General features: G+C 50.8%; 21 protein-coding genes. 15 read left to right on the top strand and 6 right to left on the bottom strand.

The genetic code is table 11. The annotated features are described in order from the left end of the window. Positions 1–201: 201 nt before the first annotated feature. Positions 202–1,110 carry a DUF2785 domain-containing protein gene (locus JMI88_RS31680; protein WP_201366048.1) on the bottom strand — a complete coding sequence of 303 codons (909 nt, stop codon included), beginning with the start codon at positions 1,108–1,110 and terminating at the stop codon, positions 202–204. A 531-nt stretch (positions 1,111–1,641) separates the two neighbouring features. Between JMI88_RS31680 and JMI88_RS31675 the strand changes: the two genes are divergently transcribed. Both JMI88_RS31675 and JMI88_RS31670 read left to right on the top strand, forming a co-directional pair. Beyond that, the gene (locus tag JMI88_RS31675) at positions 1,642–3,690 is read left to right on the top strand and encodes a beta-galactosidase (RefSeq protein WP_201366047.1); all 2,049 of its coding nucleotides are present in this window, start codon (positions 1,642–1,644) and stop codon (positions 3,688–3,690) included. A 460-nt stretch (positions 3,691–4,150) separates the two neighbouring features. Continuing rightward, positions 4,151–5,389, top strand: a complete 1,239-nt coding sequence (locus JMI88_RS31670; protein WP_201366046.1) for an MFS transporter — start codon at positions 4,151–4,153, stop codon at positions 5,387–5,389. A gap of 143 nt (positions 5,390–5,532) precedes the next feature. Here the strand turns inward: JMI88_RS31670 and JMI88_RS31665 are convergent, their stop codons facing one another. Next, a complete protein-coding gene (locus tag JMI88_RS31665) occupies positions 5,533–6,366 on the bottom strand; it encodes an aldo/keto reductase (protein WP_308438873.1) in 834 nt (277 codons plus the stop codon). A gap of 346 nt (positions 6,367–6,712) precedes the next feature. Between JMI88_RS31665 and JMI88_RS31660 the strand changes: the two genes are divergently transcribed. Beyond that, positions 6,713–7,135, top strand: coding sequence for a VOC family protein (locus tag JMI88_RS31660; RefSeq protein ID WP_201366045.1), 423 nt, complete (start codon positions 6,713–6,715; stop codon positions 7,133–7,135). A 167-nt stretch (positions 7,136–7,302) separates the two neighbouring features. Further along, positions 7,303–7,647, top strand: coding sequence for a hypothetical protein (locus tag JMI88_RS31655; RefSeq protein WP_201366044.1), 345 nt, complete (start codon positions 7,303–7,305; stop codon positions 7,645–7,647). 163 nt (positions 7,648–7,810) lie between these two features. Here JMI88_RS31655 and JMI88_RS31650 read toward each other — a convergent pair whose 3' ends face one another. Further along, a complete protein-coding gene (locus tag JMI88_RS31650; RefSeq protein WP_201366043.1) occupies positions 7,811–8,746 on the bottom strand; it encodes an NADP-dependent oxidoreductase in 936 nt (311 codons plus the stop codon). A gap of 207 nt (positions 8,747–8,953) precedes the next feature. Between JMI88_RS31650 and JMI88_RS31645 the strand changes: the two genes are divergently transcribed. The 10 genes from JMI88_RS31645 to JMI88_RS31600 all read left to right on the top strand — a co-directional run bounded on the left by JMI88_RS31645 (position 8,954) and on the right by JMI88_RS31600 (position 17,237). Next, positions 8,954–9,214, top strand: a complete 261-nt coding sequence (locus JMI88_RS31645; protein WP_201366042.1) for a hypothetical protein — start codon at positions 8,954–8,956, stop codon at positions 9,212–9,214. Positions 9,215–9,321: 107 nt separating this feature from the next. Further along, positions 9,322–10,005 carry a VOC family protein gene (locus tag JMI88_RS31640; RefSeq protein WP_201366041.1) on the top strand — a complete coding sequence of 228 codons (684 nt, stop codon included), beginning with the start codon at positions 9,322–9,324 and terminating at the stop codon, positions 10,003–10,005. A gap of 294 nt (positions 10,006–10,299) precedes the next feature. Continuing rightward, positions 10,300–11,445, top strand: coding sequence for a 4Fe-4S dicluster domain-containing protein (locus tag JMI88_RS31635; protein ID WP_201366040.1), 1,146 nt, complete (start codon positions 10,300–10,302; stop codon positions 11,443–11,445). Positions 11,446–11,447: 2 nt separating this feature from the next. Next, a complete protein-coding gene (locus JMI88_RS31630; RefSeq protein WP_201366039.1) occupies positions 11,448–11,918 on the top strand; it encodes a Crp/Fnr family transcriptional regulator in 471 nt (156 codons plus the stop codon). Further along, a complete protein-coding gene (locus JMI88_RS31625) occupies positions 11,915–12,757 on the top strand; it encodes an FAD/NAD(P)-binding protein (RefSeq protein ID WP_201366038.1) in 843 nt (280 codons plus the stop codon). The genes JMI88_RS31630 and JMI88_RS31625 overlap by 4 nt, the downstream gene beginning before the upstream one ends. A gap of 1 nt (position 12,758) precedes the next feature. Further along, a complete protein-coding gene (locus tag JMI88_RS31620) occupies positions 12,759–13,538 on the top strand; it encodes an NADH-quinone oxidoreductase subunit B family protein (RefSeq protein ID WP_201366037.1) in 780 nt (259 codons plus the stop codon). Next, complete coding sequence (locus tag JMI88_RS31615) at positions 13,528–14,817, top strand: Ni/Fe hydrogenase subunit alpha (protein WP_201366036.1); 1,290 nt, start codon at positions 13,528–13,530, stop codon at positions 14,815–14,817. Before JMI88_RS31620 ends, JMI88_RS31615 begins: the two co-directional genes overlap by 11 nt. A 30-nt stretch (positions 14,818–14,847) precedes the next feature. After that, entirely contained in the window at positions 14,848–15,306 is a 459-nt protein-coding gene (locus tag JMI88_RS31610; protein WP_201366035.1) for a hydrogenase maturation protease, read from the top strand. A 55-nt stretch (positions 15,307–15,361) separates the two neighbouring features. Continuing rightward, positions 15,362–15,772: a nitroreductase family deazaflavin-dependent oxidoreductase gene (locus JMI88_RS31605; RefSeq protein ID WP_201366034.1), complete on the top strand. Its 411-nt coding sequence runs from the start codon at positions 15,362–15,364 to the stop codon at positions 15,770–15,772. Between the two features lie 301 nt (positions 15,773–16,073). After that, positions 16,074–17,237: a baeRF7 domain-containing protein gene (locus JMI88_RS31600; protein WP_201366033.1), complete on the top strand. Its 1,164-nt coding sequence runs from the start codon at positions 16,074–16,076 to the stop codon at positions 17,235–17,237. 100 nt (positions 17,238–17,337) lie between these two features. On the opposite strand, the gene JMI88_RS31595 is transcribed toward JMI88_RS31600, so the two are convergent. After that, entirely contained in the window at positions 17,338–17,664 is a 327-nt protein-coding gene (locus JMI88_RS31595; protein ID WP_201366032.1) for a S24/S26 family peptidase, read from the bottom strand. 375 nt (positions 17,665–18,039) lie between these two features. Here JMI88_RS31595 and JMI88_RS31590 point away from each other — a divergent pair, with 375 nt between their 5' ends. Next, positions 18,040–19,905: a hypothetical protein gene (locus JMI88_RS31590; RefSeq protein ID WP_201366031.1), complete on the top strand. Its 1,866-nt coding sequence runs from the start codon at positions 18,040–18,042 to the stop codon at positions 19,903–19,905. An 80-nt stretch (positions 19,906–19,985) separates the two neighbouring features. Here the strand turns inward: JMI88_RS31590 and JMI88_RS31585 are convergent, their stop codons facing one another. Together JMI88_RS31585 and JMI88_RS31575 are read right to left on the bottom strand one after the other, a co-directional pair. Then, positions 19,986–20,843 (bottom strand): SDR family NAD(P)-dependent oxidoreductase, encoded by an 858-nt coding sequence (locus JMI88_RS31585; RefSeq protein ID WP_201366030.1) that lies wholly within the window; start codon positions 20,841–20,843, stop codon positions 19,986–19,988. A gap of 505 nt (positions 20,844–21,348) precedes the next feature. Next, positions 21,349–21,882, bottom strand: a complete 534-nt coding sequence (locus tag JMI88_RS31575; protein WP_201366029.1) for an NADPH-dependent FMN reductase — start codon at positions 21,880–21,882, stop codon at positions 21,349–21,351. Positions 21,883–21,972: the final 90 nt, after the last annotated feature.

The following is a 21,972-nucleotide window of genomic DNA, read 5'->3' as shown; positions in this document are numbered from 1 at the left end:
TGCCCTTTGACATCATCAGGAGCGTGAAACGTCTTCTACTCGTCTAGTTGTCCATACATAAACGATAAACAGAGGACAACCATTAATGTAAGGGCAATCCTCTTATGTCGACAAAGTTGATTGATTTTGTCAACATAGATTGTTTCTCTTATAGTAACGCTTATTGCAAGAGTTGTAAAGAGCGAAAAAATTTTTGAACGGCTATGTTAAGTCCTCGGTGTGGATATCTGCATCAAGGATCTTAATGACATCTGCCGAGAAGAAGCCTGGATCAAGCCGATTCAGGGTTTGCCTGATCGTTTCGACCAACTCCTGCGTACCGCGCATTTTATAGCCAGTGATAGTCAGTTGAAAGTACAGGCTATGCAAGAATAATTTTGTATTATGGTAGGCACAGATATCGGGAGGCTGCGCAAAGCGCACGGTATCTTCCCAGCGCATGCGTTCTTCTACCTGAGCCATTTGCCTGCCCCACCAGGGCCAGAAGGTCGGAGAGAGGATATCGCGCGTCAGAGCCGCAATCACGACCAGAGCCAGGCGCTCCTCCTCCAATGTCATATAGCTATAATCGGTTGGCAGCGTCACCCGTTCCGCAATGGCGGCCATCATACGCTTGAGCTCGACATCCCCGATATGGCGGTTGCGGGCGAGCACCCCCAGGAGATCCCCGGCATGGGCCAGCGCGTGCAGCCAACCTTTACCGGTGACATAACCGCGCAAATCCTGCTCGCTTACCAGATAATCGATGGCCTGCTCCAGAATGCCGTGGACTTCACTTCTGGCCAGAAAAGGATGCTTATTATCGTATTTGAGAACATCGGAGAGGGTCAGGGCAGAAAATGAGCGCAGCAGTACCGTATCGTCTCCCTGCGTACCTAACTCGTGCCGCATATTCTCTGCCAACTGCATAATCATAGAACGCAGCGCTGCATGATTATAGAAGCCTTCTTGAATCCAATTTTCGAGGGTTGAATAGATATAGTAGTCGCGCAACTCGGGATCGGGCTCGCCCAGCCGATGCAACAATTCCGGCGTTAGCTGCTCAACGCTATAGCCAGCCGGAACCTGAAAATGGTTACGCGCAATCGAGCCCCAGAATAATTTGTCCATAATGAACCTTTACTGTTTATTATTATGTTTGCCACGCCTCCACGAGTTTCTGTATGCCCATTGAGCCGCTAGCCAAACAAGAAGTTCTCAAGTATAAGGCCATTTTATCTTTTGCCAGCTGATAGAGACAAGGCCTTTTTGTGGACAATACATTTCGTGTATCTAGCTTTTCTCCTCGAAGATCATATCTGGCAGGGCGTGTTACGTGCGTGGGGGAAGAAATCGGACGCGAGGTTTGAATCTACGAGGGAACGTTACGTGTGTGGAGGGAGAAATCGGACGCAAGGTCCGAACCTATGGGTCTCGGGTTTCTTGTACGTTTTTATGCACACATACCATGCCGTTTTTTGGTTGAAAAGAGCGGAGATGGCTCTGAGATTGTGTAGACTTGAGTATGCGCGAGATCTGTTTAAGGTTTGTATTTGCAGCTTATACTAAAAAAAATACTATGTGTGACGGCTATCAACTATAGAAATGGCAGTATAGATGCGTGCGCGACGCGGATCAGTGGATATGTTGGAGGGTGGAGATATGATGTACCAATCTGTGCAGCGAGGGAGCAAGCTCAAGTTTCCCGCTGTTTTTTATGGGGGCGACTACAATCCTGAGCAATGGATGGTGGATAAGAATTGGCGCGAGATCTGGCAGGAGGATGTGCGCCTGATGCGCAAGGCTGGCGTGAACCTGGTTTCGCTGGGCATCTTCAGCTGGGCGGCGCTGCAGCCGGCGGAAGATCACTTTACCTTTGAGTGGTTAGATGACATCCTCGAACTACTGGCGGAGCAGCAGATCTTTGCCTGTCTGGGAACCGCAACGGCGGCCCAGCCAGCCTGGCTATCGGTGGCCTATCCAGATGTTTTACCAGTAGACGAGACAGGGGTCCGGCATAAGCCTGGCGTACGGCTCAACTATTGTCCCACCAACGAGCACTTTCGTCGGCTCGGGCAGGATTTAGTGCGCAGGCTGGCTGAGCGCTATCGCGACCATCGTGCCCTGCTACTCTGGCATGTCAGCAACGAATATGGTCCTGCCTGTTATTGCGATCACTGTGCTATGCGCTTTCGCGGCTGGCTGCAGCAGCGTTATGGTCGCCTGGATGAGCTCAATCGCCACTGGATTACCTCTATCTGGAGCCGTACTTACACCGCCTGGGAGCAGGTGCAGCCTCCCAGTAGTATTGGCGAGCATAGCCTGCCAGCCCTACAGATTGACTATCAACATTTCTTGTCGGACATGAATCTCGAAGGATATCTAGGGGAAGTCGCTATATTGCGCGATGTAACGCCGCATGTGCCAGTGATGACCAATTTCCACGGCCTGACGCGTCATATCGACTATTTTAGCTGGGCGCAGCATCAGGATATCATCAGCTGGGATTCTTATCCCCGTTACAATGCCACCCCCGATGTGGCCGCTTTTCATTATGATTTTATGCGTAGCCTGAAGCAGAAGCAGCCCTGGCTATTGCTGGAGCAAACGCCCAGCCAGGTGCAGTGGCATCAGGAGAATCCGCTCAAGCGTCCGGGAGTGATGCGCCTGCAGAGTTACCAGGCGCTGGCGCACGGATCGAACTCCGTCATGTTTTTTCAATGGCGCCAGGCGCGGGGCGGCAGAGAAATGTATCATGGCGCCATCGTAGGTCATGCCGGACACGAACAGACGCGCATTTTTCAAGAAGTTGCCGCTCTGGGCGCGGAACTCAAGCTGCTGGAGCCTGCTTTGTTGGAGACACATATGCAGGCGCGTGTGGCACTGATGATGAGCTGGCCCAACTGGTGGGCAGTAGAAAATCGACACACACCTAGCCGCCACTTCAACTATATCGCGGAACTGCAGCATTACTACAGGGCATTATGGAAACGTAACATTGCCGTTGATATCATATCTCCCGATCAGCCACTGGATAACTATCAACTGGTGATCGCGCCCCTTTTTACCATGGTGAGCGAGGAACAGGGCGCGGCCATTGAGCAGTATGTCAAGGAGGGAGGCACCTTTCTGACCACCTACTTCAGCGGCATGGTCGATGAGAGCCATCGTGCCTGGTTGGGTGGATTCCCTGGGCCATTACGGCGCACCCTGGGCATCTGGGTCGAAGAGTTTGATCCGCTACCCGCAGGAAAGACGAATACCCTGTTCTGCCTGCAAGAGACAGACGATTGGAGCGGCACCTATAATTGTGAGCACTGGTGCGACATCGTGCAACTGGAGGGGGCGCAGGCAATAGCCATCTTTGGACAAGATTTCTATGCTGGCCGACCAGCGATTACCGAGTATCATTATGGCCTGGGCCAGGCATTTTATGTGGCGACCCGCCCAGATGCTGCCGGAGTAGATGCGCTGATGAAAATGTTGCAGAGCCGCCTGGGACTGACCGCGCCGCTGCAGGTTCCCCGAGGGGTTGAAGTCACGCGCCGCGAAGGAAAAATGGTTGCCTACTTCTTACTCAACCATCTGCAAGAGGCGCAGTGCATTACGCTGTCAGAACCTATGCGCGACGTGCTTACCCAATACATATATGAACAGGTAATACAACTGCCCGCCCTCGGAGTCGCAATTCTCATTCCTGTATACCAATGAAGATGTCTCTGTACTGATATTACTTACCTGGTGGGTGCCATTCAAATGTTTGCAGGCGCGACCATGAGAAGGGGATAAGAGATCCATTGACCCCGTTCCTTACCACGATGGCTTGCTATTTAAGAGGTGGCCGAGACTCACTCACTATGTTATAATTGAGCAGATCTCTTGATTATGATAACGAAAAGAGTTTCTATTGTAACTTCCAGCCGAGAGACGTTTCCATACGCAGGGCGCTGTGTAAAGCAAATCTGTGGCGCCCGATGTTTTATAGCGCGTCTCCCTTGTGGGTAATTGTACCCCTTTTCTCTGGCTTCTTAAGGCGACATATGACGCGGGAAGCATGTGAAATCTAAGCAATTGCATCCATTTGCGGGGTGCTATTTTTAGAGAAGAGGAGCTGGCAAGCTGCCGAAAAGGTATGCTGCCAGCTCCTCTTTTTTTGTTTGTAGGAGGATCTATGAACAAATGGAAGGACCATTTTGGTTTTCCAGAGACACAAGGAAGATACGGTTTTCTGCTTGTATTGATCATCGACGCGTTCGGAGCGGGATTGTTTCTCCCTCTCTCAATTCTCTATTTCCAGGTCACGGCCAACTTTCCCTTGCCCGTCATCGGGCTGGCTCTGACTATCGCTACCGTCTGCGCACTGCCGGTGTCATTGATTACAGGGAGTCTGGTAGATCGTTTTGGCGCCCGACGTATAACCGCTATCAGCCAGCTTATCCAGGCGATCGGATTTCTCGGCTACCTCTTTGTGCATACGGTTCCCGTCTTGTTTGGGATGGCTTTTCTGGTAACGGCGGGTGGCAGAATCTTTTTCGCGGCCAGCGCATCACTCATCGTCGATATGGCCTCTCCTCATGAGCTGGATCGTTGGTTCGGACTTGTCGGGGTCATACGCAATGTTGGTCTGGGGATTGGCGGCTTGCTGGCGGGCCTTGTCCTGGCAACGAATAATCCAGACATTTATCGCATGCTGATCGGGAGCAGTGCTCTCTGTTACCTGGTGGCGGGCTGTCTTTTGCTGCGTTTGTCAGAGCCAGGACAGAGGCACCATGAGCAGGTAGCAATGGTACCATATACAACCATTTTACAGAATCGCCTGTTCATCATCTTTTTGATCAGCAACATTTCCTTTCCCCTATGCTCAATGATGCTGGGAACGGCCTTTCCGGTCTACGTGACCGAAGCTGTTCATGCTCCCGGCTGGGTACCTGGTCCTGCTTTGATGCTCAATTCGCTGCTGATAATCGGCTGTCAAACGCTCGTTGTTCGCCTTATGGAGCCATTCCGTCGTACCAGAGCCCTCGGGGCGGCCGCTCTTGCGTGGTGTATATCGTGCGGTTGCTTTGCCCTGGCGCTGATCATCCCTGTTTTCCTGGTGATTCCTTACCTGTTTCTTGTTGTTTCTATCCATACATTGGCATCCATATTGTATGGCCCAACCGCAAGTTCACTGGTTGCCGACCTGGGTCCTGTGGCCCTTCGTGGACGCTACCTGGCTATGTATGAGTTCTCGTGGGGAGTCGCCAGCGCATTGACCCCGGCCCTGTTTTCGAACCTCTACGTGGTGACTCCAGCTCTGCCCTGGTTCTTCCTGGCAGGATTGGTATCCGCGTCAGGAATGAGTCTGCTCTGGCTTGAACGGAGGTTGCCTGCACAAGTAGTGCGGGCCAAAAAGCAGGACATCATATAGCTTCTTAGTATGCCAGTCGGGGCAATGAGAAAATCGTCGCCGAGTGTTCCCCAGGCTACTTCTCAGCAACCTCGTCAGATCACAAAAAGCCCCCTCCAATCCATTCATTGGAGGGGGCTTTGCTGATCCAGATCAGAATAGGTTTAGAAATTGAAGTTGTCTGGATCGGCGCCGGTGCGCTCATTGCGGTTCAAACCATCCAGGCGCTGCATGTCTTCATCGGAGAGCGTGAAATCAAACACACTCGCATTTTCGCGGATGCGCTCGGTATGGATCGATTTCGGAATGGTTACGATGCCATGCTGCAGATCCCAGCGCAGGATGATCTGTGCTGGCGATTTGTGATACTTATCGGCAAGCTCTTTCAGCAGAGAAATATCTTGCCTACCCCGAATCAGTGGACTCCAGGCTTCAACCTGGATACCTTTTTGCTGGCAGAAACTGCGCAGTTCAGTTTGACTGAGCAACGGATGCAGCTCGATCTGGTTGACGGCTGGCACTACTTCGCTGTTCTGCAGCAGGTCATTGAGATGATGGACATGGAAGTTACTGACGCCAATAGCACGTACGCTCCCATCGCGATACAATCTCTCCATGGCCTTCCAGGTATCTTTATATTTGCCCTTGACCGGCCAGTGGATCAAATACAGGTCGATGACATCAAGACCCAGCTTCTTGCGGCTCTCGTCAAAAGCGCGCAACGTCGAATCATAGCCCTGATTAGAGTTCCATACCTTCGTCGTCACAAAAAGATCACCGCGTGACACGCCACTCTGTTTAATGGCTGTCCCCACACCAGTCTCATTGCCATACGCGGCGGCCGTATCAATTGAGCGATAGCCAGTTTCCAGAGCATCGCGAACCGCATTGATGACCTCGTCGCCTTCTTTCGTTTGAAAAACACCAAAGCCAAGCCATGGCATCTGAACGCCGTTATTAAGTTTCGTCGTATCAGTGATATGTTGAATATTAGTCAAAAGTCTGGTCCTTCTGATTTTTCATAAGGGAGAGACAAGCCTGTTGAAGAGCACACAAATACTCAGACATTGTCCTTTTTAAATTTCCCGATTTGTCTTACTCTTATACAAACATTTCCTTCTTTGTTTATATTCCCATATATATGTGATATGCCCTAAACTGTGGACTGGCGTCAATATCGAGGAAGATTCATTATCATGAAGATAGGCGATAAATATGATTAATTTATTGATTTTACTCCAAATAATGGGTATAAATAAGTGGTAAATTGCTTGACAAGAACTTTTTTTCGTGTTCAACTCATATAAAAGAGTATATTCATATGGATTAGAAAGGATCGTGGTAATGATTACTGGTATTGGACATGTCGCTTTTTACATTTCTGACCTGGCGAAATCTCTTGATTTTTACTGCCAGAAATTAGGTTTCAGAGAGGCATTCAGGCTTGATCGAGAAGGTACCCCATCGCCCTGGATTGTTTATATTCAGGTTTCCCCAGGCAATTTTATTGAGCTATTTCCTGGCGGCGCCGGTGAGAATCGGCCGCGTGGTCAAAACGTTGGTTACAATCACTTTTGCTTGCTGGTGGACGATATGGCCGCCACATTGCAGCAACTTAAAGGCAGGGGCGTAGAGATTACTGGCGAGGCCATCAGGGGTATGGACCATAATTTGCAATACTGGCTCAACGATCCAGATGGAAATGCCATTGAGCTTATGCAAATCGTTAGTGATTCGCCGCAAGCGCAGGCCGATGCGCGCTGGTAAAGCCCGGCTGGAGCACTGGCGGGTAATGGCGACAATTGTTGATATTGATTGAACACGCGAAGAATTACATACATCTTGTCCTCTGTTGACGATAGTAGAGCGTGTAGCTTATGACTATCGAATTTGTGAAGCGGTGATCGTTAGGATCTTTCACAGGAGGCCTGCTGATGTATTTAGAAGATATTCTTAGCGTATGCTTACAAGGGTTAAATAGTAGATACCCCAAGCATGTCATCGATATCAACCTGGAGATTATCACTCTTTCTGATATCGATGCCAAAGGATGGAAGGCGGAAGAGCTAATCAAACATCTCAACAAGAAGGCGCCCCATTTTCTACAAAAGATGTCGCGCATGGTCGTCGATAGTTGTGAGACAGCCATTTATCTATTGGATGTGTCGGAGGAGACGCCAGCTCTATGGTTACACTGCCAGGGGAAGCTGCCGCCCTGCCACGAGCATTCAAAAAATGCACAAAAAGTTGGCCGAAAGAAAATAGCTATGAATTTGTAACATAGTTTATCGCGGTTGCTATAGCAGAAAGCAAAGAGCTTCATAAGAGCCATTAATGGCTCTTATGAAGCTCTGCCTTTTTATTTTCTCTCCTACATCATCCCCTGATCAAAGGCCGCGCCCGGTTTCAGGTGAATAGTGGTGCCGTCACTGTTGTTAGATGTCAGTCGGCGACTTTGAGGACAATACGGCCCCGACCATGGCCGGTTTTGCTGCGTTGATGCGCCTGAGCCGCCTCGGCGAGAGGATAAGTAGCTTCAATCACGACTTTCAGTTGCCCCTCTTCTATTAGTTTTGCGAAGGTTGCTAAGAGGTCGTGAGAGACCTGGGCTGAGAACCACTCAACACGTGCATTTTTCTCCCGCACCTGCGCCTCCTCTGGCTGACCCGCGATCGTTACCAGAGTGCCTCCGTTTTTCAGTGCCTTGAGCGATGAGGCAAGCGTTGGGCCCCCCACGGTATCGAAGACAAGGTCCACGTCATGAACGGCCTGCTCGACAGATGTGGATGTATAATCAATCACGGTATCGGCGCCAAGCGAACGCACAAAATCGACGCTCGCGCTTGAGGTGGTGCCGATGACACGTGCCCCCTTCCAATGGGCGAACTGGACCGCGAACAGGCCAACGCCACCAGAGGCACCCTGGATGAGAACGGTCTGTCCCGGCTGAAGGTTGCCGTGGTCAAAGAGACCCTGCCATGCAGTCGTTGCTCCCACGGGGATGGTCGCAGCCTCTTCAAAGCTGATGGCGTCAGGTTTTAGCGCCAGGGTATTAATCGAAGCAGGAGTATACTCGGCATATCCACCTTTGGCGCTCTGCCCAAAAACCGCCTGTCCTTTCTGGAAAGCCGTTACTCCAGGACCCACCTCTTCAACGATACCCGCGATGTCGCGACCGGGTATGTAGGGGAACTGTATCGATAGGACATCTTTTAACCATCCCTCGGTAATTTTCCAATCAACCGGATTTACGCCAACGGCCCGAACACGGACGAGCACCTCGTCTGTCTGAGGATCAGGAACCTGCACCTGCTCAAGCTTGAGCTCTTCTGGACCGCCGTAATTGTGAATACATATTGCCTGGGCTTGTTTTGCCATAACAAATAAACTCCTTTTTTCTTTTCTCGCAAAGAACTCTCCTTTTTAACACGTTTATGTATTTCGTTGGTAACTTCCATATCGTATGGGCGAAATACACGAGTACTCATCGTCGCGTTTACCCGAGATCACTTCACTTCGCGGCGAAGTCTTGCCGGGTGCTTCCAAGGGGTCTCGGGGGATCCCTCTCTGGTCGAGGGGGCGGCGGTGATGGAGCCAAACCGGCCGGATACGGGGTCGCCACGCTGCGGCGGGCTCCAATCGGCCGCTGAGGGCCGAACCTACGATGGTTTGGTCTCTTTTCTTGTTACTTTGCTCTTTTGGCAAAAATTTGAGCGACGTCCTTTTACCGGTTTATTGATTGTCACTCTGTGGTTGATGATCTTTCAGGTGTATGCGACTCGATCGGGGCAATTCATTGCCCGTTTGTACAGGACGATCCCTGCCTTTTGCACGGTGTTACTATAGCAAGTGTGAGAGATACTATCCCCGTGGTATTCATGAACGTGAATAGAGTGGTAGGGTGGTTACAAACAGTAAGTAGATAGAAAGCTATACAGGAGGAATGAAAAGTCATGTATATTCAAGAATTAACTATACAAACCAGACATCTGGCTGAGCAGAAAACATTTTATAGTACCGTATTGGAGTTACCCCTGATCGCTGAGACGGCCACTTCTTTCACTGTTCAGGCTGGCACAACCCGACTCAGTTTTCAGGAAACACAGCAAGAGGTGCTTTACCATATCGCCTTTACGATTCCGCGCAACAAATTTCAGCAGGCCAAAAATTGGATTGGCCAACGCATGCCCATTCTGCCAACTAAAACGGGCGAAGACGAAATCTTCTTTTCGGGTCTCAATGCACGTTCGTTCTACTTTGGTGATGCCGCCGACAACATCCTGGAATATATGGTGCATAATGGTCTGGATCATGAAACGCCTGGAGCATTTGGACCCCGAGATGTCTTGCGCCTGAGCGAGATTGGCCTGCCGGTAGAGGATGTACCGGCCATTGCCGCGCAACTGGAGAAACAGCAGGGGATCGTCTCGTATCCCGTTCCAGGCCAGATCGCTGATGTCTTTGCGTATCTGGGCGACATCTTCGGACAATTAGTGGTGGTGAAAGCAGGTCGTCCCTGGCTACCCACGGAAACAGTATCGGCAGTTGTCTCCCCCGCCCAGATCGTAATCAGTGGACAGCGCGAAGAGCAGTTCCAGCTCTCCCCCTATCCATACACCATCACCGTGCATGCGTAGAAGCGCCCGCGGGGGACGCTTCTACGCATGCACGAAAAAGCAACACATAGGTGTGCCTCTTGCGGGCGTTTTTGATCTTCTCGCTCTAAAACCGAATAAATAATCATAGATACATCGAAACAATTCCCGTCACTAGATGAGTTTTTCGTGTGTGGGGTGGAATATTCAGGATGTATTCTTAATCTTTATGGGAGCGTGTAAACAATAAAAGCGATTTCTGGCTACGGTTGTTGAGCTTCATGTGTGGTCTTCTAACGAAACCTGGTTGGTATTGAGCCGGACAGGAGGCGTATCATGCACTCCTCATCATCCATCAATGATCAGCTGATAATGCAGTGTGAGCAATTGGAGCAACTGTTCATAACCTTGCAGCACAGAGGATATCAGGTGATTGGCCCAACCGTGCGCAATGAGGCTATTGTCTATGATACGTTGACCTCGACTGCCAGCCTCCCCAGGGGCTACACAGATGAACAGGATGGAGGAAGTTACCGACTCAAGCAGCGCCACGATGATGCCTTCTTTGGCTACGCAGTTGGTCCACATTCATGGAAGCAATTTCTCCATCCTCCAATCATACGCCTGTGGCGTGCACAGCGCGATGGACACTCCATTCATATAGTCGAAGAAGATCATATCACTCCCAAATATGCCTTTATTGGTGTTCGCTCCTGTGAACTGCATGCCATTGCCATTCAAGATCGCGTGTTTTTACAGGATGCTCATGTAGATCCAATCTATCAGGAGCGCAGAAAGGATCTTTTTATTGTTGCCGTCAACTGCGGGCAGGCCGGAGGAACTTGCTTCTGTACCTCGATGCAGACTGGGCCGCGAGCAACTTTTGGCTACGATTTAGCGCTGACAGAAATCATAGATGCGTATAAGCACTTCTTTGTGGTCCAGGTTGGCAGTGAGTTGGGAGCGGATGTGATGTGTGCCCTTGATTGTCGGCAGGCCCGTGCTGATGAACTTGCGCAGGCCGAGCAGGTGGTAGAGCATACGGCTCAATCGATGGGACGCCAGATGGCTACTTCTCCGCATGACTTAAAAGACTTGCTGGCGCGTAATCTGGAACATCCGCGCTGGAACGACGTGGCACAACGCTGCCTGAGCTGCACCAATTGCACCATGGTTTGTCCGACCTGTTTTTGCACCACTGTAGAGGACGCTACCGATCTGGCAGGTAAAGAGACCGAGCGTGTGCGCAAGTGGGATTCGTGTTTTAACGTGGACTTCTCGTATCTGTATGGAGGAAGCGTACGTGCTTCACCCAAAGCGCGTTATCGGCAGTGGATGACGCATAAACTCTCAACCTGGTATGATCAGTTTGGCTCATCGGGCTGTGTGGGCTGTGGCCGCTGCATTACCTGGTGCCCGGTAGCCATCGACATCACGGAAGAGGTGCGCGCGATCTATGAAAGTGAGCAAAAGGAGTTGTAGCCATGCAAACTTGCGAACAGATCCTGGCTGCCCATCCCTTCTTCAAAGGACTGCCACTCTATTATCTCCACCAGATAGCCGACCTGGCCACGTCGGTTGCCTATGACTCCAATCAGTACATCTTTCACGAAGGAGAGCCAGCCGAGTATTTCTATATCCTCACAGAAGGAAAAGTTGTGCTGGAAACCTTTGCCGCCGATCGCGGTAGTATTTCCATCGAAACTATCGAGGCGGGCGAAGTGCTGGGCTGGTCATGGTTATTTGAGCCGTATCGCTGGCACTTTAGCGCCCACGTCATCGAAAAGGTGGAGGCCATTGCGCTGCATGGAGCGCCCCTGCGTCGCATGTGTGAGACCGATCATGTGTTTGGATACAAGCTCGTCAAGCGAGTAGCATACATCATCATGCAAAGACTGCAAATGACGCGCTTACAACTGCTCGACGTATATCAGACGAGAGTGGAAGGTGGATGATGCTGGTAGACAGGAACGATCCCATGCTGCCACGGTGGTACCGAATACAGCGCAGGCTCGACGAACTTCCCAATATATTTACCCTCGATCTTGAGCCAGCAGATAAAGGGAATATCCCTTCCTTCTTGTGTGGGCAATTCAACATGCTGTATGTATTTGGGGTGGGAGAAATACCGATCTCCATCAGCGGAGACCCGGATCACCCGGATCCGCTGATCCATACCATTCGCGCCGTTGGAAATGTCTCAAACGCGCTACAAATCTTGCTACCTGGTGCTGTGCTTGGCGTGCGCGGCCCCTTTGGTCAACCCTGGCCTCTTGATCAAGCTCAAGGGAAAGACTTGCTCCTGGTGGCAGGTGGTTTGGGACTGGCCCCATTGCGCTCTGTTATGTGCCAGATTATTGCCAATCGCCAGGCATTTGGCCGTGTTACCCTGCTCTATGGTGCGCGCACGCCTGAAGATATTCTCTACCGCAAAGACTGTGAACGCTGGCGCGCTCAACTCGACCTGGATGTCGTCGTAACGGTTGACCGGGCCACAAATAGCTGGCGTGGTAGTGTTGGAGTCGTGACCCGACTGATCGCGCGCGCGCTTTTTGAGCCAGCGAACACGCTAGCGTTCGTCTGTGGACCAGAGATAATGATGCGCTTTGCCGCCACCGAGCTAGAGAAGTGTGGTGTTCCAGGTGAGCAAATATTTATCTCGATGGAGCGCAATATGAAATGCGCCATCGGCTTCTGTGGTCACTGCCAGTATGGCCCCACTTTTGTCTGTAAGGACGGTCCTGTAATTGCCTACAATCGGGTACGAGACCTGCTATTCAAACGGGAGATCTGATATGACCCAGGGACAGAAACCGAAGCTGGCAGTCTGGAAGTTCGCCTCCTGCGATGGGTGCCAGTTGAGCTTATTAGACTGTGAAGATGAACTGCTGGCGCTGGCCGGAACACTTGAGATCGCGAACTTCCATGAAGCGTCCCGGGCGGTAGTGAGCGGTCCATATGACCTCTCTCTGGTAGAGGGGTCGATCACCACACCAGAGGAGGTCGAACGTATCCAGCACATTCGGCGGGCCTCTAAATATCTCGTGACCATCGGAGCCTGTGCTACCGCGGGCGGCATTCAAGCACTGCGCAACTTTCAGAATGTGCAGGAATTTATCACGCTGGTCTATGCCTCTCCACAGTATATTAAGACGTTAGGTACCTCTACTCCTATCTCCTCTCACGTCACGGTCGACTTTGAACTGCAGGGCTGTCCCATAAACAAACACCAGTTGTTGGAGGTCATCAATGCTTTTTTGCAGCACAGGAAGCCCAACATCCCTGCTCACAGCGTGTGTGTGGAGTGCAAGCAACAGGGCAATGTCTGCGTCATGGTCGCGCATGGCACGCCCTGCCTTGGTCCCGTAACCCATGCTGGTTGTGGGGCCATCTGTCCCTCGTTTAACCGGGGTTGCTATGGCTGCTATGGTCCAAAGGAAACACCCAATCTCGTGTCATTAAGCCGGTATTTTCGCCGTGGGGGGATGGCACCCGCAGAGATCAGGCGTCAGTTGCGGACATTTAATGCGTATGCTGAGCCATTTCGTCGAGAGAGCACGTCGTATGAAGAATAAAAATATTATCATAGATTACCTGGCTCGTGTCGAAGGTGAAGGCAGCCTCTTCATTAAAATGAAAGATGACCTGGTGCAGGATGTTAAATTAAAGATCATCGAACCACCACGCTTCTTTGAAGCACTATTGCGTGGGCGCGCATTCGGTGAAGCACCCGATATTACCGCTCGCATCTGCGGCATCTGTCCGGTGGCCTATCAGATGAGTGCAGTGCATGCCATGGAAGACGCCTGCCAGGTCAAAGTGGAGGGACAGTTGCGCGCCCTGCGACGACTGCTCTATTGTGGAGAATGGATCGAGAGCCATACGCTCCATGTGTACATGCTGCATGCTCCTGATTTTCTCGGCTACTCTTCTGTCTGGCAAATGGCCCAGGACTATCCTGACATAGTGCAGCGCGGCTTACAGATGAAGAAGGCAGGCAATGCCATCATCGAGTTCCTTGGTGGGCGGGCCGTGCATCCGGTCAACGTCAGGATCGGTGGCTTTTACAAGGTCCCCGCGCCGAAGGAATTTGCTCCGCTGCTAGAACAATTACGCCGGGGCAGAGAAGGTGCGCTGGAAACAGTACGCTGGGTGGCTCAGTTACCCTTTCCTGACTTCCAGCAAAACTATGAATTTGTCTCGCTCGGCCATCTAGACGAATATCCAATGAACGAAGGACGTGTGATTTCGAATAAGGGTCTCGATATTAGCGCCCGCGAGTATGATAACCATTTTATTGAAGAGCAGGTGCCATATTCAAATGCGCTCCACTCGCGACTGAAAGAGAGAGGTGCCTACTTCACCGGACCATTGGCGCGCTACAATCTCAACTTCGACCGCCTCTCGCCCCTGGCGCAAGAAGTCGCCCGATCCGTGGGTATGAACGCGACCTGCCTGAATCCTTTTAAAAGCATTATTGTGCGCAGCATAGAGGTTCTCTACGCCTTCGATGAAGCCTTGAGGATCATTGAGCAGTATGAGATTCCTGATCGGGCTGCTATTTCGCTTCAACCACGGAACGCGACCGGCTATGCCTGTACTGAAGCTCCGCGCGGCGTACTTTATCACAGGTATACCATTGATGAGCAAGGCATCATTCGGGACGCCAGGATCATCCCTCCAACCTCGCAGAATCAAAAGACCATTGAACAAGATCTCAGGAATTATATAGCGCGCGTCATCCACCTGCCCGACAACGAGCTTACCTGGAAGTGCGAGCAAGCGATTCGCAATTATGATCCCTGCCTATCTTGCGCGACGCATTTTTTGCATGTCCATATTAAACACGAGTAAAGCGGGTCTGGCCGCAGAAGGAGGTCACGTATGCTAGTGATCGGGATTGGCAACAGCTATCGCAGCGATGATGGCGCGGGACTGCTTGTCATCCAGGCGCTGAAAGAGAAGCAACTACCAGACGACGTGATCTGCCTTGAGTCTGATGGCGACGGCGCGTGGCTGCTGGATACCTGGACGCAAGCTGAATGGATCATCCTGATCGATGCTGTTTCGTCGGGGGCAACTCCAGGAACGGTGCATCGCCTTGATCTCCACTCAAATATAGCGCCTTCTGATCTCACTCTTTGCTCGTCGCATGCATTTGGTGTCTGGGAAGCCATTCAACTGGCCCGGGCACTAAACAAACTGCCACCGAAGCTGCTCATTTATGGCATTGAAGGAGAAAATTTCTGTGCTGGAACCTCACTCTCGCCAGCCGTTAAACGTGCTGTGCAAGAGGTAGTAGAGCTGATTTGCCGGGACGCTCAGCCTCATATGATAAAATAAAAAATGCATCGCATGACAAGTTTTTCTTCAATAGATAGAAAGGCAAACCTGATATATGAATCCATGGCAAGAAAGAAATGAAGGGGTTATCAAGGAGTTTCGCTCCAATGGCGGCCAGGTTGAAGGTTGGGCCCCATTGATCCTCCTGACCACTACCGGGGCCAAAACGGGTCAACAGCGCATCATTCCATTGATGTATGTGCCCGACGGCGATCGTATTCTGGCCGTTGCCTCAAAAGGCGGAAATCCCAAACATCCCGAATGGTACCTGAATATACTCGCCCATCCCGAAGTTACTGTCGAGGTTGGCACCGAGAAATTCAATACCACCGCTAAAGTCCTCACCGGCGCTGAGCGCGAGAAGGCATTCGCCCGAGCAGCAGATGTATTCCCTCCGTATGCAGAATATCAAAAGAAGACATCGCGCGAGATTCCCATCATAGCGCTTGAGCGGCCCACCAAATAGCTCATCCAGAACATAGAGAGCCAGGCCGCAGCACACCTGATTAATGGTAGTTGCTGCGGCCTGGCTCTCTATATAGGAGAATGATATTTGGAAGTAGCGTCATAATGTCACATCGGGATGATCTGATTCGTTCACTAAATGAATCGTCATGCATGCGGTGGAAGAAACAACAGTGGTCTGTTTTCTCTTTTGTTTGTCTCAATTTTTGAGCTTGTTGTCCCCATCCTAAAAACAGGCAAAATGTAGCAAGCGATTTCATACGCGAGAGCAATTTTAATGAGCGGAAGAGGAGAATAATCCTATGCAGATACCATCCAGATTTGAAGTAAAGACGCTGATGGAAGAGCATTATGATCCGTGCATTTCATTGTTTCTGCCTATCGAGCAGGTTGGTCCGGAGACACAACAGAACCCAATTCGACTGCGCAACCAACTGCGCGAGATCGAGAAGCAGCTGGAGCAGAATGTGCATGTTTCGGCCATGAAAGATGCACTTCTGAAGCCTCTGCTGAAACTGCTCGACGACAAGGAGTTCTGGCAGGAGCCAGGCCAGGGTTTGGCCATCTTCCGTAATTTAGAGCAGTTTCATTGCTATCGCCTGCCAGAGCAAGTCAAAGAGCAACTGGTAATCAGCTCCCACTTCTATCTCAAGCCCTTGCTATCTTTTCTAGCCAACGATGGACGTTTCTACGTGCTGGCGCTTTCGCAAAAAGAGATCAGATTGCTTGAGGGGACGCGCTATACGATGCAGGAGGTACTCTTACCAGAGCGGGTTCCCGAGAGTCTCGCAGTGACGCTGCAATATGATCAGCCAGAAAAAGAACTCCAATACCACAGCAGTGGCTCAGGAGCGCTGGTAGAAAAAGGCGGACGACACGCGCTGATCTTTCATGGCAAAGGTGAGAGCGACGAAGCGAAAGAACATCTGTCGCGATACTTTCATCAGATCAATCATGGCTTACATGAGCTCCTGCATGACGAAACCGTCCCGATGGTACTCGCAGGGGTAGAATACCTTACGGCTCTGTACCGCAAGTTCAATACCTATCCTCACCTGCTTGAAAGTAGCCTGGCGGGCAATCCAGATGAGATGTTGGCCCAAACGCTGCATGAGAAAGTCTTGCCGCTGGCCGAACCATCCCTGTCGCAAGCACAACATGAGGCGCTGGCACAGTATCAGGAGTATGCCGGTACGGAGAGCGCATCTAACAATATCAGCCTGGTTGTTCCCGCCGCCTACGAAGGACGCATTGCCACCCTGTTTATCGTGCGTGACCGGGAGCAATGGGGGCGCTTCAATCCTCTAACCGAGGCCATGGAAGTGCATGAAACCGCCGTGCCCGGGGATGACGATCTTCTGGAGCGAGCGGCTACCCAGAGCGTCCTGCATGGCGGAGCAGTCTATATCCTCGATCAACCCGACGCCATCGGTGGTCAACTGGCCGCAGCCGTGTTCCGCTATTGATGATCTGCTCTCTGGCGCGCCGTGCTAGAAAATCTGAGCGCTCACCTGCACCGAGCACAGGTGAGCGCTCCTGATGATAAAAACTGATCCCAACCGGATTTCAGACTATGCGATGCTTCAGAACACGTCCCTCAACCTGAATTGCTTGCCCATAGATGGCATGGGGTCCAACCCAGCCATTGATGCCCCCACGATTATTACCAATCAGAAACCGTTTCTGGTCAATGGCTTTAATTAAATGCAGGTAGACATTTCCTTTGACCTGCACCAGGACAATGTCTCCCACCTGCAATTGCTCTGGAGAACATGGCTGGAGGGTGACCAGATCTCCATCATTGACTTTCCCGGTCATCGAGTGGCCGCGAGGCTTGACCTGCGCCTGCTGACCCTTTCGCAGCTTCTCTATAGCAAATGTTGCCCAATTCATTCAAGACTCCCGAATATACACAATTATCAAATTTAAGCGAGCAGATGGTGTAATTGATCTCATATGTAATGGTAGCACAAATAAAACTTAAAGGTGCGAAGGTTGAAATAATCCTTTGAAGGGCATATAATCTAATTAATGCATACAATAATAAAGAAAACTATTTTTACCTCATGCCAGCGATAAAAAATAAAGCACACGCATCGAATAGGGCAGCGCTGCAATAGATTTGGTGCCATCAGCAAGCTATCCAGGGAAGGAATATGTACATTGAATAGGCTTTTATTCGCTTTTCGTAGGGCGTTGTTTAAGTGTTTAACTGTTTCCAGCAGTATTTTTGCATCTGTTCAACGCCAGCTATCTAGAGGGAAAAATGTGCCAGCCACACTTCCGCTGCTCTGGAAAACGCGCGAGCGCCGGGTAGCATGTGTGCTGGTTGTGCTTATATTTATTGTTTCGCTTGTATCCGTATTCGGTGAGTTCTCGCCGGCTAAAGCTAGCGCGCCGCTCTGGCGCAGCCTGCAGGCCAGTACGATTCACTCGAACGATGGATTAACTTCTATTGTGCCTGGATTCGCGTCGACGCAGACGAATGCGGATGTGCCTTCCATCACACCAACCTATCCGTCTACCAATCAACCAAGCGCAGACACCTCAACGCCAACCAATAATTTTCCACCTTCAACCAGTTATCCTCCCGCCAACTCAACAGGTCCTGTGGCGGATCAACCTTCGTATCCAGTGACGACGCAGCCCACATCTGCGCCTACCACAGGCTCTACGAATAGGACGACGCAACCAACCAATCCACCATCCTCGACAGAAGTTCCTAATCCAACCTCTACGCAACCAGCAAATCCGACCAGCACACCAACGCCGGATTCTGCACAAACTTGCGCAACCAGCACAGCGTCAGCGACGCCAACACCAACTGCTACTTCGACTAGTACAGCGTCAGCGACGCCAACACCAACTGTAACCCCGACCAGCACACCATCGGTGACGCCAACCGCTACCGCAACACCGGAGCCCAATCCTGCATTGACAAGCCTTGAACAGGTCACTGATGGCGCTTTTGGACAGAATGGCGTATATGTTCCCAATAGCTGGGGCGTACAGAAAAGCCGTATTGTACGCACCTCCACTGGAGATATTTTTACTATCTATATCGATGCAGGCACAGGTCAACATGATCGCACCTGGCATCTGATGCACCGATCCACAGATCGCAATTGGGAAGAAGTAAAGATAACAAATATAAATATCAGCCACGACGCTGGAACCGAGCCAGTCAATCTTCTTGTCGGGCCCAATGATGAGCTTCATCTGTTCGCCTGGCCAGGCACTAAGGGTAAATTAGTGCACCTATTTTCAAAGGATCTGGGCAAGACCTTTGATAGTGAGGATATAAGCGGAGGCTGGTCGACAGATCAAGGCTATAGTGGTGCGACTATTAATACCAATGGTGACATGGTCGTTTACCAGACCGCCGAGGATGTGCCGGGCCATTTCCTCTGGTCCTATTATTCCTCGACAACGCAGAAGTGGACCTTCCATACAAATACCCTGGATTGTCGCTATACCTATGCCTTTTTCTTCCTCGGCGATAAGGGCGATCTGACTATTACAGCTATGCGCGACGTCAAGCGGCCCGAGCTCGGATTGCCATCGTCTTCCGGCTTCAATTACATCTTTAATGCCATCGGGTATTTTTACACCAAGGATGTGACCGCGACAGATCCACAATTGACACCTGTCAAAGTCACGGAGATACAGCCGAAAAACAATACCGATTACGACATCACGTATCTGACGGATAGCTATATTGATAGCTCTAACAGGGTGCACATCCTCTATAATAACCTGTACGATGGGTTGCACCATGTCATTATAGAGAACGGCAAGATTGTGAAAGACGAGAAGCAGGATATTTCGCTTGGCACAAAAGCGCGCATCACTCAGGATAGCGAGGGGCGTTTTTACCTGATCACGATGAACAAGGATGGTAAGACGCTGAACATCTATCCGGGTAGCGATAGCGATACCGATGGTACTCAGCTGCTGCCTGCCGTGCAGCTTGATATTTCCAAATATCCTGGTTGCTCAGATGACGACTTCTGTCATTCTCCAACCTTTACCGTGTCCAGAAGCGGGAATGCCAGAAGCGACGTGATTGATGGCGTCTATGGTAACTTTACTAAGGAAATTTATTTCCAGATCGATCTGCATGGCAAATCGTAATCTTAGCTATTAGACATAAAGATAACGACCACAGAGATATGCATGTTAGTATCATATCTGCGGTCGTTATCTTTATGCTATTACTTTTCAAGTTTCTCTGGCGCAGCATGCTTGCCGGGTGCATGTTGCGCGTGATGAGGATAGAGTTTTCTCATGTTGTCACCAAAGAGCTTGATAGCCTGCTTGCGTGGTAGAATGCGCGTGGTTAAGAATGCGGCAGCTCTATTGCCGCGCCCGGCGATGTGGCTCGGGGTACGTCCCAGAGCGGCTATCGCTTCAGCAACCGTTGGAGCAGCCTCCATGTAGGGCATGGGAATCGCCGTATAGCGTGGTTGCGCATGATGGAAGCCGGGCGTATTGGTAGCTCCAGGTGCAAAGCCTAACACATCAACTCCTGAACCGCGTAGCTCATCCCATAGTCCCTCGGCCAGAATCAAATTGTATGCTTTGGTGGCCGCGTAGTTTGTCACGAGCGCGGTGCCCTGCAAGGCGGAAGCGGATGAAAAGAAAATAATACCGCCTCGCCCACGGTCTCGCATCAAGCGTCCGAAGTGATGCGACAACGTCAATGGAGCATAGCAATTAATTGCAATCTGGCGCTGTAGCGTCTCCAGCGGAACATCAAGCAGCGGCCCAACTGAAGAGAGTCCGGCAACGTTGGCGACCAGACCTATCTCCAGCTCGGCTGTTTCCCGCTGTACCTGTTCAAGGAATGCGGGATCGGCCAAATCAGTGACCAGTGCCCTGGCCTGTACGCCATACTGTTGCTGCAAGGACGAAACCTGTTCCTGGAGTTTATCGAGTTGGATATCGACGGCAACGACATTAAGTTGACGTGCCGCAAGCTGATTCGTAAATTCTTTTCCCAGTCCTGAAGCCGCGCCCGTGACTAAGGCCCATTGACCATAGCGCTGGTGAAATGCGACTGTTGTTGGCATAAGTGGATCCATCCTATTCTTTACACAGGTTTTGTAGGGAGCACTTGTATGCAAGAGGCATAAGCCGAGCTAAATATGGGATGGCTGCTCATTGAAGGTGAGGAGCCACCGGAGCATACTTTGCTTCGACAATTATCATACCATATTGTCAATGAGCAATCGTAAATGCTGCTGTATCCGCACGTGGCTACGTTTCCGGTCAATTATACGAGCATAGTTCTATTCTGAAGTTCATTGAGCGTCGTTTTGGACTGCCCACGCTGGCGAGCATCAATCATCAATTTGATGCCAACACACCGGGCCAGAATAACGATGCAGCCCAGGGGAAAACATATGGGCCTCCAGCCCCTCCTCGTGATGGTCTTGTTCAGATTGGCGACTTCTACGAAGCTTTCAATTTTTAATACGCTTATCTCGTAGAACAGGGTAAGCTTGCAGTTAGCTGCACCTGAAATAGAACCTGCTGGATCAGGTTCTATTTCAGGCGCAAGAATATTTTTAATCTTTATTTATCAAATGAACGCTGGAAGGTGCTAAAGACGGTTTTGAGATCCTCTAACAGCGCGGGATCTACTATATTACCATCGGCATCCAATTTTTTATTAATCATTGGTATAATGATTTTCCCCTCTTCGAGAATGTTGGCTCCCAGGGCGGTCAATGTCAGCAGCAATGATGCATGCGCCTTATCTCCGCCGCTCCATAGAGGAGAGGCGCTGATCGCAGCCACCGGTTTTTCTGAGAAATCGCCTGATGACACGGTCCAGTCGAGCGCATTTTTGAGTGTGCCCGGCACCCCAAATGCATATTCAGGCGTGCATATGAGCACGCCATCGGCCGCCTGAAGTTGTTGGCGTAGCGTCAGTACCGATGCAGGAGGATTACCTCCATCAAGGTCAGGCGTAAAATGAGGAAGGTCGGCCAGTCCCTGGTACAACTGTGTCTCAATGCCAGCAGGGGCCAGGCGCATAATCGCCTTGACGAGACGTGTATTGCTAGAACTGGCGCGCAGGCTGCCAGAAATCGTCAGAATATTCATAGATATTTTCCTCTCTATCACAAAAAACTATTCCCAATGAAGGGTTATATATCATGCAGTGAATGCCCCTCAATTGACATAAAGAAGAGC

This window comes from Dictyobacter formicarum (assembly GCF_016587435.1).
This window is presented reverse-complemented; position numbering and strand designations above follow the sequence as displayed.

Bases quoted from the DNA above. Each gene is read 5' to 3' on its own strand.
- JMI88_RS31640 (WP_201366041.1), top strand. From the start codon at position 9,322: ATGTATATTCAAGAATTAACTATACAAACCAGACATCTGGCTGAGCAG.
- JMI88_RS31675 (WP_201366047.1), top strand. From the start codon at position 1,642: ATGATGTACCAATCTGTGCAGCGAGGGAGCAAGCTCAAGTTTCCCGCT.
- JMI88_RS31585 (WP_201366030.1), bottom strand. From the start codon at position 20,843: ATGCCAACAACAGTCGCATTTCACCAGCGCTATGGTCAATGGGCCTTA.
- JMI88_RS31650 (WP_201366043.1), bottom strand. From the start codon at position 8,746: ATGGCAAAACAAGCCCAGGCAATATGTATTCACAATTACGGCGGTCCA.
- JMI88_RS31635 (WP_201366040.1), top strand. From the start codon at position 10,300: ATGCACTCCTCATCATCCATCAATGATCAGCTGATAATGCAGTGTGAG.
- JMI88_RS31625 (WP_201366038.1), top strand. From the start codon at position 11,915: ATGATGCTGGTAGACAGGAACGATCCCATGCTGCCACGGTGGTACCGA.
- JMI88_RS31655 (WP_201366044.1), top strand. From the start codon at position 7,303: ATGTATTTAGAAGATATTCTTAGCGTATGCTTACAAGGGTTAAATAGT.
- JMI88_RS31600 (WP_201366033.1), top strand. From the start codon at position 16,074: ATGCAGATACCATCCAGATTTGAAGTAAAGACGCTGATGGAAGAGCAT.
- JMI88_RS31575 (WP_201366029.1), bottom strand. From the start codon at position 21,882: ATGAATATTCTGACGATTTCTGGCAGCCTGCGCGCCAGTTCTAGCAAT.
- JMI88_RS31620 (WP_201366037.1), top strand. From the start codon at position 12,759: ATGACCCAGGGACAGAAACCGAAGCTGGCAGTCTGGAAGTTCGCCTCC.
- JMI88_RS31615 (WP_201366036.1), top strand. From the start codon at position 13,528: ATGAAGAATAAAAATATTATCATAGATTACCTGGCTCGTGTCGAAGGT.
- JMI88_RS31680 (WP_201366048.1), bottom strand. From the start codon at position 1,110: ATGGACAAATTATTCTGGGGCTCGATTGCGCGTAACCATTTTCAGGTT.
- JMI88_RS31670 (WP_201366046.1), top strand. From the start codon at position 4,151: ATGAACAAATGGAAGGACCATTTTGGTTTTCCAGAGACACAAGGAAGA.
- JMI88_RS31605 (WP_201366034.1), top strand. From the start codon at position 15,362: ATGAATCCATGGCAAGAAAGAAATGAAGGGGTTATCAAGGAGTTTCGC.
- JMI88_RS31660 (WP_201366045.1), top strand. From the start codon at position 6,713: ATGATTACTGGTATTGGACATGTCGCTTTTTACATTTCTGACCTGGCG.
- JMI88_RS31595 (WP_201366032.1), bottom strand. From the start codon at position 17,664: ATGAATTGGGCAACATTTGCTATAGAGAAGCTGCGAAAGGGTCAGCAG.
- JMI88_RS31630 (WP_201366039.1), top strand. From the start codon at position 11,448: ATGCAAACTTGCGAACAGATCCTGGCTGCCCATCCCTTCTTCAAAGGA.
- JMI88_RS31610 (WP_201366035.1), top strand. From the start codon at position 14,848: ATGCTAGTGATCGGGATTGGCAACAGCTATCGCAGCGATGATGGCGCG.